Source organism: Brevundimonas sp. GN22, assembly GCF_054824005.1.
Genome location: NZ_JSYD01000119.1, coordinates 1 through 9,087, shown reverse-complemented (window position 1 = coordinate 9,087; position 9,087 = coordinate 1). Strand labels below are relative to the sequence as shown.

At 59.8% G+C, this 9,087-nt stretch carries 9 protein-coding genes and 1 tRNA gene; 5 read left to right on the top strand and 5 right to left on the bottom strand.

The genetic code is table 11. From position 1 onward, the window contains the following. The 4 genes from OB03_RS13850 to OB03_RS13835 all read left to right on the top strand — a co-directional run. The coding region (locus OB03_RS13850; protein ID WP_461344546.1) for an exopolysaccharide biosynthesis polyprenyl glycosylphosphotransferase at positions 1-1,363 on the top strand (1,363 nt) is incomplete at its 5' end. Further along, on the top strand, positions 1,363-2,814 hold the full coding sequence (locus OB03_RS13845; protein ID WP_242913409.1) for a lipopolysaccharide biosynthesis protein: 1,452 nt from the start codon (positions 1,363-1,365) through the stop codon (positions 2,812-2,814). The genes OB03_RS13850 and OB03_RS13845, both read left to right, overlap by 1 nt. After that, on the top strand, positions 2,811-3,743 hold the full coding sequence (locus tag OB03_RS13840) for a glycosyltransferase family 2 protein (RefSeq protein WP_461344545.1): 933 nt from the start codon (positions 2,811-2,813) through the stop codon (positions 3,741-3,743). Before OB03_RS13845 ends, OB03_RS13840 begins: the two co-directional genes overlap by 4 nt. Then, complete coding sequence (locus tag OB03_RS13835; protein WP_461344544.1) at positions 3,740-4,690, top strand: glycosyltransferase; 951 nt, start codon at positions 3,740-3,742, stop codon at positions 4,688-4,690. The genes OB03_RS13840 and OB03_RS13835 overlap by 4 nt, the downstream gene beginning before the upstream one ends. Here the strand turns inward: OB03_RS13835 and OB03_RS13830 are convergent. Then, positions 4,670-5,368 carry a P-loop NTPase family protein gene (locus tag OB03_RS13830; protein WP_242913406.1) on the bottom strand — a complete coding sequence of 233 codons (699 nt, stop codon included), beginning with the start codon at positions 5,366-5,368 and terminating at the stop codon, positions 4,670-4,672. The two genes, OB03_RS13835 and OB03_RS13830, sit on opposite strands and share 21 nt — an antisense overlap. 44 nt (positions 5,369-5,412) lie before the next feature. Continuing rightward, complete coding sequence (locus OB03_RS13825) at positions 5,413-6,852, bottom strand: GumC family protein (RefSeq protein WP_461344543.1); 1,440 nt, start codon at positions 6,850-6,852, stop codon at positions 5,413-5,415. 123 nt (positions 6,853-6,975) lie between these two features. Between OB03_RS13825 and OB03_RS13820 the strand changes: the two genes are divergently transcribed. Continuing rightward, entirely contained in the window at positions 6,976-7,659 is a 684-nt protein-coding gene (locus tag OB03_RS13820; protein ID WP_242913404.1) for a polysaccharide biosynthesis/export family protein, read from the top strand. 26 nt (positions 7,660-7,685) lie between these two features. Here the strand turns inward: OB03_RS13820 and OB03_RS13815 are convergent. The 3 genes from OB03_RS13815 to OB03_RS13805 all read right to left on the bottom strand — a co-directional run bounded on the left by OB03_RS13815 (position 7,686) and on the right by OB03_RS13805 (position 8,839). Then, positions 7,686-7,762, bottom strand: a tRNA-Pro gene (locus OB03_RS13815). A 56-nt stretch (positions 7,763-7,818) separates the two neighbouring features. Further along, positions 7,819-8,292 carry a DUF192 domain-containing protein gene (locus tag OB03_RS13810; protein WP_242913403.1) on the bottom strand — a complete coding sequence of 158 codons (474 nt, stop codon included), beginning with the start codon at positions 8,290-8,292 and terminating at the stop codon, positions 7,819-7,821. Positions 8,293-8,320: 28 nt separating this feature from the next. Continuing rightward, a complete protein-coding gene (locus tag OB03_RS13805; RefSeq protein WP_461344542.1) occupies positions 8,321-8,839 on the bottom strand; it encodes a cold-shock protein in 519 nt (172 codons plus the stop codon). Between the last annotated feature and the right edge of the window lie 248 nt (positions 8,840-9,087).

The following is a 9,087-nucleotide window of genomic DNA, read 5'->3' as shown; positions in this document are numbered from 1 at the left end:
TCTGGACCTCGCCGTTTCATTCCTGGTGACAGCGGGCTGGTTGGCCTATCCGCGCAGCATCGTAGCTGTCGGACAGCTGACCGTGCTCGAGATCGCTCCCTACCTTCTGGGGTGGCTGGGCGGAATGTGGTTCTTGCTCGCCTCCAGTTCGTACAGCTTTGTGTCTCCACGTGGGATCATCAAACACGCGCTGGTCGCCGGTGGCTGCATTATCATTGGCAGTCTGGCGGGCGGCATCACACAGATTGCCTTGGATCCCGATGGCACTCCCCGTTATCTGGTGTGGGCGTGCGGGTTTGCGGCCCTTATTTTTTGCCTCCATCTCATTTGGGCGATAGCGATCCGCAAGGGGCGACTCACTGGAGCGCTAACGCCAAATGTCGCCTTGGTCGGTGCGACCGATCATGCCGAGCGGATGATTCAGGCGGCGTTGAAGCGCCGGGACGTGAACATTATCGGCATTTTCGACGACCGACGGGCCCGCAGACCCGATCGGGTTTGTGGCGTGCCGGTGCTTGGCGAAACAGAGGCGCTGCTGTTGCACCGACTCACCGGATATCTGGACTGTATCGCCCTCACCGTCCCCGGCGAGGCCAACGAGCGCGTCCGCCAACTGGAGCGAAGACTTACGCTAATGCCCAATCGGGTGGTGACTTTGATCCAGAGTGAGGCACCTTCCGACGAGGAAATCGCGCACGCGCTAGACAAGATGGCTCTAACGCCTGTCGCGACGCTCCGACATCCCCCTTCACGGGATACAGCCGCCTTTTACAAGCGTCTCCAGGACATCATCTGTGGCGCGGCGGCACTTCTTTTGTTGTCCCCACTCATGATCGCCATCGCCATTTGGGTGCGGCTGGATAGCAAGGGTCCCGCCCTCTTCCGGCAGGTCCGTCATGGGTTCAATCACGAGGAAATCGTCGTGTGGAAGTTTCGGACGATGCGGGCGGACCGCGCTGACCACTCCGGAGTTAGCCAAGTCACCAGCGATGACGACCGCATTACGCGCGCAGGCCGCTTTCTACGCACCACTAGCCTTGATGAGCTTCCGCAGATATTCAACGTCCTTCGTGGCGAAATGAGCCTCGTGGGCCCCCGGCCCCACGCCATCGCGATGAAGACCGGTCAGGTTATGTCGTCGGACATTGTCGCCGATTACGCCCATCGCCACCGTATCAAGCCCGGGATGACCGGTTGGGCCGCGATCAATGGCTCGCGCGGTCCCATGCACACCGCCGCAGACGTCCGTCGTCGCGTGCAACTGGATATCGACTATATCGAGCGCCAGAGCTTCTGGTTCGATATCTGGATCATGGCCCGCACCCTGCCCGTTCTGCTGGGCGACAAGCTCGCAGTGCGCTGATGTTTGTTCGCGGTATTCTGGGTTACCTACCCTCAAACATCCTACAGGCCGTTGTCGGGGTGGCCACTATCTGGGTCTTCACCCACCTGCTAACTGCGGAACAGTTCGGCATCTATGCACTATCATTTGCGGTTCTGACGCTCGCCCACGTTTCGCTCTTTTCTTGGATCGAAGCAGCGATGGAGCGCCATTGGGCCGAGGCAGACCGCGACGGCGGGCACGGTGCACTATACGCCACGCTATATAAAACGGCGCTTCTGATCAGCGTCCTGTTCGTACCGGTGGTTATCGGCACCTATCTGTTTCTGCCCGCCAGTGCCGAAATACGCATTGCCGTCTGCATTGGCCTGATCGGAGTGCCGGTGCGCTGTTGCATGAATCTGGTGAAGGTCGCCTTGCGCGCTCGCGGCGATGTCCGCAGGGCAGCCAACCTCGACATGTTTTTCGTCGTTGCAGGTTTTGCAATCGGCATCGTCGCGGCGCTCAGTGGTGCTGGAGGGTCAGCGCCGTTGATCGGACTGCTGATCGCGCCCCTGTTGCTCTTGCCCGTGGTCCTGCCTGCCGAATTAAAGCGTGCGCGGGGCGGTGTCCTAAATGCTGACAGGCTCAAAGCCTTTGCTGCCTACGGGTATCCGATCTCCATCTCGCTAGGCATGGGGCTGATACTGGCGACGACAGATCGGTTCATGCTGGAATGGCTGATGGGCGAAGCGGCGGTTGGGGCCTATCACGCCAGCTATAGCCTCGCGAGCCGCACGCTGGACGTCATGTTCATCTGGCTTGGTACCGCAGGTGCGCCTGCCCTTGTCATGGCTCTGGAACGCGGAAGCCGCGACGCATTAAAGGAAGCCGCCACGGATCAGGCACGCGCCCTCATCCTGCTAACGATACCGGCAGCGGTGGGACTGGCACTGGTCGCGAGGCCGCTTGCCGAAGTGGTTATCGGGCCGCAACTTCGTAGCGCTTCGGCCATGGTGACCCCGTGGATCGCCGCATCGGCCCTGCTCTCGGGCTTCCTGTACTATTATTTCAATCAGGCCTTCACCTTGGCAAAGCGTACCCGATTGCTGCTGGTGACGATGCTGATACCCGCCGTAGTCAATATCGGCGGCAATCTTGTCCTCATTCCCCGGTTTGGCTTGTCAGGAGCCGCAGCAGCTTCTGTGGCGGGATATGGCGTTGGCGTGATCGCATCCATTTTTGTCGGACGTCGGACACTTCTGATGCCGGTCCCCATGCGTGATCTGACGTTGTGCCTCGCCTGTAGCGCAGCGATGGCCGCCGTTGTTCTCATGCTGCCAAGCTTTGGTGGCATCGGAGAAGTTATGTTGGACGCATCGGTCGGTGCGCTTGTGTATGCCGCGCTGGTTTACGCGACCAACGCCGGCAATGCCCGTCAATTACTTGCGCGGATCAGGGGCGAGGCCCGCGGCGTTGAGGCCGCGCTGTGATCCACCATGCCAATGCCTCTTGGCCCGACGTACGGCCAAAGTTGTCCATCCTGATACCGTTTCTGCGCGATGATCCGACACCGCTTCTGGAACCGCTCTCCCAGCAACGACCGGACAAGGCGTCCCAGCTGGAACTGATCTTGCTAGATGACGGGACAAATGATCCCATTCTGTCCGCAAGGTTGGTCAGCCTTATCCAGTCGATACCGATTGCAGGATCGCTGATTACCCTCACCGAAAACTCAGGGCGTGCGTCCGGTCGGAACCTGTTGGCCCGCAAGGCGCGCGGCGAATATCTGCTGTTTCTCGATGCCGACATGCGACCCGATGGCGAGAGCTTTGTTGCCGACTGGCTCGCCTTGATCGACAACGCCGCGCCGGAAATTGCATTCGGCGGCTTCAGCGTCGATTTAGCCCCGCGCGATCCAGCCTATGAGGTTCATCGCGCCATGGCTGCGAAGTCCGATTGCCTCCCCGCCGTACGGCGGAGCCAGCAGCCAGAAAAATACGTCTTCACATCCAACCTTCTCGTCCGCTCAGACATCTTCACCACGGCGCACTTCGACGAACGATTCACGGGCTGGGGCTGGGAAGACGTGGAATGGGCCATGCGTGTATCTTCCGACCACGCCATTCAGCACCACGACATACCCGCAACACATCTGGGTCTGGATACTGTGCCCCAGTTGATGGCGAAGTACCGTCAATCGGCATCCAACTTCGCCAAGGTCGCGGCGCGTCATCCGACGCTGGTGGCAACCTACCCTTCGTACAAAATCGCGAGGATCATTAGGGCAGCATCTCTTGAAAAACCAATTCAGGCCGTGTCGCATCGCACGGCGGCTTGTGAGCGCCTGCCGGCCGGGTTACGCGCCCTTGCTCTCAGGTTCTATCGGGCGTCGCTTTATGCCGAGGCGCTGAGGGTATGAGCAAGGTCTACGTTGTTGTGCCAACTATGGGCCGTCCCGAGCAGTTGGACCGGGCAGTCCGTTCTCTATTCAACCTAGAGAATGCCGGCACTGTTGAAAAACTGGTCATTGTCGACAACCACCCACAAGGCACGGCCCTATCGGTTGCCAACTGTCTGAAGCACGAGGCAGAGTTTTCTGTAATCTACGTGCACGAGCCAAGGCCGGGCGTGGCGAATGCGCGGAATGCCGGCGTCACCCAATGTGCGGATGCGGACTTCATCGCCTTCCTCGATGATGACGAAGTGGCCAGCCCACAGTGGCTGAATGCACTGGTGTCCACAGCCTTAATGTATGACGCGGATGTCGTTTTTGGTCCGATCGACGGTTATGCCTCCTGCGCCCCCGTGGAGACCCGCCCACTGGTCGAAGCCTTCTTCAGCCGGTCTGGTCCGAAGGAAACGCAGCTCATCGATCGTGCTTACGGATGCGGCAACAGCTTGCTGAAGGCGAAATGTCTTATCGACGGGGTCCCATTTGACCCCGCAACCAACGAGACAGGCGGTGAGGACGACACACTTTTTGCCCGCCTAATCGCAAAAGGCGCAGTGATCGCGTGGAGTGCGGACGCCGCAGTGGAGGAGCATGTGCCGAAGCACCGTGCGACCATGCGCTACCTCTTGGTTCGCGCATTTGCCCGCGGCCAAGGCCCCAGTCAGACCTCAGCGGAGAACCGGCACTGGTTAGGCTTGATTGGTTGGAGTCTGGTAGGTGCCGCGCAAGTTTGTGTTTATGGCGTCTCGGCATTGGCAACACGCTTCGCCTCACCTCACACCAGTGCGCGCCTTGCAATAAGGTGCGCAGAGGGCCTTGGAAAGATGTTTTGGTTCAGTAGCTTTGAGCCCAAACTTTACGGCCAAAGCGAGTTAAAAGCACAGCCTGCAGGGTCAAGCGATCAGGCGACGTAAGGCTTTAGGTGGTTGATAGGTCGCGCGATTGATCACCACCCCGGACAAGCGCCCGCCGACAGAGGCGATTTGGGTTCTCAGGCCTAGAGAAGGCCCCACGTCTCCGCGCTCGCCGACCACCATCACCACATCGTCCATAAAGGGTGCCAGCATCATTGCTGCGTCGCTTCGGTCCGCCGCCGGAACATCGACAATCACGGTATCGGCGTGATGGGCCAGCGCGGCCCAATAATCGCCCTGGCGAAGAATAATCGCGTTCTGACCTGCCTTGAGCGCCTCCTGACGGAAGCGCGATACGTACAGCCTTCGCCCAAGGAAAGGTTTCGCCGTCAACAATCTGGCAGGCCTTACGCGCCGACCCGCATCGTCGACAAAGGCCGGCTTAAGGGCAAAGAAGCATGACCCGTCAGGTGATGCCGCCACGGCCGAACCCGCGCGCCCAAATCGTTCCGGATGCTGGATCATCTGGATTTGCTGCTCTTGCCGCCCCAAATCGGCGTCGATCAGCCAAACCGGCTTTTCGGCACGGACCGCCGCCAAACGCGCGAACTCACGCGAGACGGTGGATGCCCCTTCGCCTGTTTTAGCGCTTACGAACATGATCAAGCGGCCGCGATGGCTCGGAGCAGCGCCCAGCGCCGTCCAGAGGCCTGCCATCTCAGCCGTTAAGTCAACCATGCGAATCGGTGCGCCCTAAAATAACAGGGTGATCCTAGCACGGCTTAGCTTTTAGCAGGGGCCACGGCCAGCACGGGCAAATCAAACGTACGCCGGGCGGCAGACGGGGTGAGCACATTACCCCGCGTGAACACCCTGAGAAGGCCGGCGCAGATCGCAGAGAAGGCTGCGAAAGCGAGCAGCAGCGCCATAAGGGGCAACTTCATGCTTTTACCCGTCAACGGCGGTTGGGCGCGCTCGATGACGGTGACGTTGTCCGCACCAGCAGAAACCAGTTCGCTATCCGCGCGGCTCTGGGTTTCACGCAGTTGAAACTCGCGGATCGACTGGCTGAGGACTTCGCGGTTACCAGCCAGCGTCGAGTTGCGGGATTCGAGATCCGTCAGGCGCGATTGGCGAGCCTTGATATCGGCCAGTTGGTTGTCGATGACCCGCAAGCGCGCCCCCAGTGCATCGCGTTCGGCCATCGTCGAGATACGTGTGCCTTCCAACTCCACCCAGACGGGGTTCGGGCCAGTTCTGATCTCTTTAGGTCCAACCGAGGTGCCGGTTTGAACGTAGGCCTGAAGCTGGCGAATGCGGGCATCGATCTCCTGGACCGGCGCAGCATCGGGTTGATATCGTGACAGAAGCGCCTCCCGTTCAGTGCGCAACTGAAGAACTTGGTCCTGTGCGCTGACGTTCAGATCTTTCTGCAAGGCGATATCGGACGGCACCCTTCCCTGTTGGGCGGTTATCGTCGCGAGGCGTTGCGCAGCCTGATTAAGTTGGGCCTGTGTAGCCAATCGCTCTGCAAAAAGGGTTTGGTAGCTTTGCGACAAGGCCGCCTTGGCCGTCGCGAAATCGCCGATGTCGTTGGACTTCAAAAAGTCCTCGTATGCCTTGTCGGCCGCGTTTAGTTCCTGTTCGAACGCGGCGCGCTGGGTACGGATCGCCGGTGTCGCGCGGTCGCGGAACACCTCACGGCGATAATTCAGGTATTGGTCTATGACCGAGTTCAGAACCTGCGCGGCCTGACGTGGATCAGTGCTTTTATATGAGAGGCCTATCACCGGACTTTCTGGCGATACCGAGATGGTCAGCGCCTGCCCGACCGCTTGAATAGCCGCGGCCTCAGCCTTGGCTCCCTCTACCGGCCCCTTGGCTGCAGGCTGGAACGATTCGACGCCCATCGCGCGAACGACGCGTTGCTTGACTTCGAGGCTGTTGAGAATGGCCGCCTCGGACTGGGCCACTTCAGACGCCATCGGCGGGCTGCTGTCGCCAGCCCCTACACGCGGCTGATAAACGTATTCCTGCCCGACACCCACGAAGAGTGTTGCACCGGCCGAATATGATCGCTTGAGGGTCAAGACGGCTGCGGTGCCCACCGCGACGATCACGATAAACACAAGCGCCATCAGCCATAACTCGCGCCACAACAGCGCGACGACATCGACCAGCCCATAGCGGGCGCGGCCATGTCCGGTACTGATTGACGCCATACGCTCAAGCCTGCGAAAGATGAACCTCTGCTATATGAATGCCCCAAAGGGCGTTAATCAGACGTGAACCATAAATTTCGAACATTGGTTCGGGAGTTGGGATCGTCGGCTCGGGGGACATGCATGATTGACCGCAGGCTTATTCTGGCCGGCCTTTTAACCGGCCTTGCCGGTTGCGCGGCGAATGCATCACGCCCCGCCACAGGCCGCGCGATTGATACGGCTTGGAGTGATTTCGAGCCGCCTTATGTATTGTTTCCCGGCGATGAACTCGACATCGCCCTGCCCTCCGCGCCCGAGTTGAACCGCAGCGTTACGGTCGGGCCTGACGGCCGAATATCGATGCCCCTGATTGGTCATGTATCCGCTGCCGATCTCAGCCTCCACGAGCTGGAGACGCGCGTGTCGCAGTCACTGGTACCCCATCTTGTCCGACCCGCCGTCGAGATTACCCTACGCCGTGCTGCCCCGTCGAAGGTCTGGATAGATGGTCAGGTCAGGACGCCGGGCGGCTATGACCTGCCGGGTGAAGCCATAACGGTCTATCAGGCGCTGCTTTTGGCGGGAGGCGCATCCGTCGGTGCCCGCGCGGGCAAGGCGGTTTTGGTCCGTCGCGGCTCCGACGGCCAGCCGATGGTCCGCACGCTCGACCTTCGGGCACCTGCAGGAAATGCGCCACGTGCACGTCGAGGCGACATCATCTTTGTGCCACGGAATACTGTTGGTGAGATCGGAGCCTACATGACCCAGGTGCGCGACGCTCTACCGGTCGGCTTCAGCTATGCCCTTAACGGGCGCTGGAACTAGGCTCGAAATGCAGGGAGATTATTCCGTGGTCGGGGCACAAGGATTCGAACCTTGGACCCCCTGCTCCCAAAACAGGTGCGCTACCAGACTGCGCCATACCCCGAGCCGCGGAAGACGCTCTAATGTCACGTCAGAGACCGGACTGCAATAGAAAAACTTCTACGGTTTGAAGAAGTTGTGTTTTACGACATCGCCGGGTTTGGCACCGATTTCGTCGGCTCGACCTGCGCGCAACTCTACCACGCCGTTGGCTGCACCGTACGACGGGATGGGCGTTTCGGAATAAGGCGTCGCGTGTTTGGCAATCGAGACGATCTTGCCGTCAGGAGCCACATAGATAATGTCGAGCGAGCTTGGAGTGTTGCGCATCCAGAAAGACTGCTCGCGCGCCGTCGGAAACTGGAACAGCATCCCGCGATCATCCGCGAGCGGCGGACGGAACATCAGGCCCCGAGCGCGCGACGCGTCGTCATCGGCGATCTCGACCAGAAACTGGTGCTCGCCTGAACTCGTGACGATGGAGAGCGGCTCCAGCGGGCGGCCACGTTCGTCGACGGCCTGTTTGCTACCGGCACAAGCCGACAGTGCAAGACCCGCAGCGACCAATACCAATGTACGGCGCGTGAACTTCATGGAATCGCCTCCAGTTGAGGCCACAAACTTACTGCGCCGGACGAATTTCGGCTACCACCAATCCTTTAGGACCTTCGGCAAAACGCACATCGACCGCGTCGCCGGGCAAGAGGTCTTCGAGACCGCTGCGGCGCAAGGTTTCGACATGCACGAAGATGTCGCCCTCGGCGCTGTTACGCACAACGAATCCATACCCCTTGGTTCGGTTGAACCATTTGACGACCGCGGGCTCCATTTCGCCAATCGGCGTAGCCGAAATACCGCTGCGCTGAATCAACGGGCGCTGCGGACGCGGCTCGGCGACAGGCTCGGCCAGATCCACGATGCTCACAACCTGCCAGCCCTTGGCGCGGCGGGCGCAATCAATGCTGATACGGGCCCCTTCCTCTGCATCTTCGCGACCCAAATCGCGCAGACTGCTGACGTGAAGCAGGACATCCTTCATGTCGGTCAGGCTCGGGTCATCAGGCACGATGAAGCCGTAGCCCTTCCCCGGATCGAACCATTTTACACGCCCCTCGACGCGTACCGAATCGTTTTCTTCCATCCCCACATACCCAAGCAAAGCAGACAAGGCATTCAATCTAAGCGAGAAGCTTCTATTGAACGAACAACGAAACGTAACACAAATTAACTGTCCCGCAGAGTGAAAAATGATTCTTTCAAAGCGGAGCATTAACTGCGCATACGAACGGCCGCATTGACCAGCGCACAGAGCAGTCAAACGGTTGCAAGCAGTCGATTGTAAGGGTTTTCTAACGAAAACCGCGTGGCAGTCCCTAGGGGAATCGAACC

What these genes read in the sequence shown, in the direction of transcription:
- OB03_RS13805 (WP_461344542.1), bottom strand. Translation starts at nt 8,839, where the DNA reads ATGGAAGAAAACGATTCGGTACGCGTCGAGGGGCGTGTAAAATGGTTC.
- OB03_RS13845 (WP_242913409.1), top strand. Translation starts at nt 1,363, where the DNA reads ATGTTTGTTCGCGGTATTCTGGGTTACCTACCCTCAAACATCCTACAG.
- OB03_RS13810 (WP_242913403.1), bottom strand. Translation starts at nt 8,292, where the DNA reads ATGAAGTTCACGCGCCGTACATTGGTATTGGTCGCTGCGGGTCTTGCA.
- OB03_RS13830 (WP_242913406.1), bottom strand. Translation starts at nt 5,368, where the DNA reads ATGGTTGACTTAACGGCTGAGATGGCAGGCCTCTGGACGGCGCTGGGC.
- OB03_RS13835 (WP_461344544.1), top strand. Translation starts at nt 3,740, where the DNA reads ATGAGCAAGGTCTACGTTGTTGTGCCAACTATGGGCCGTCCCGAGCAG.
- OB03_RS13820 (WP_242913404.1), top strand. Translation starts at nt 6,976, where the DNA reads ATGATTGACCGCAGGCTTATTCTGGCCGGCCTTTTAACCGGCCTTGCC.
- OB03_RS13825 (WP_461344543.1), bottom strand. Translation starts at nt 6,852, where the DNA reads ATGGCGTCAATCAGTACCGGACATGGCCGCGCCCGCTATGGGCTGGTC.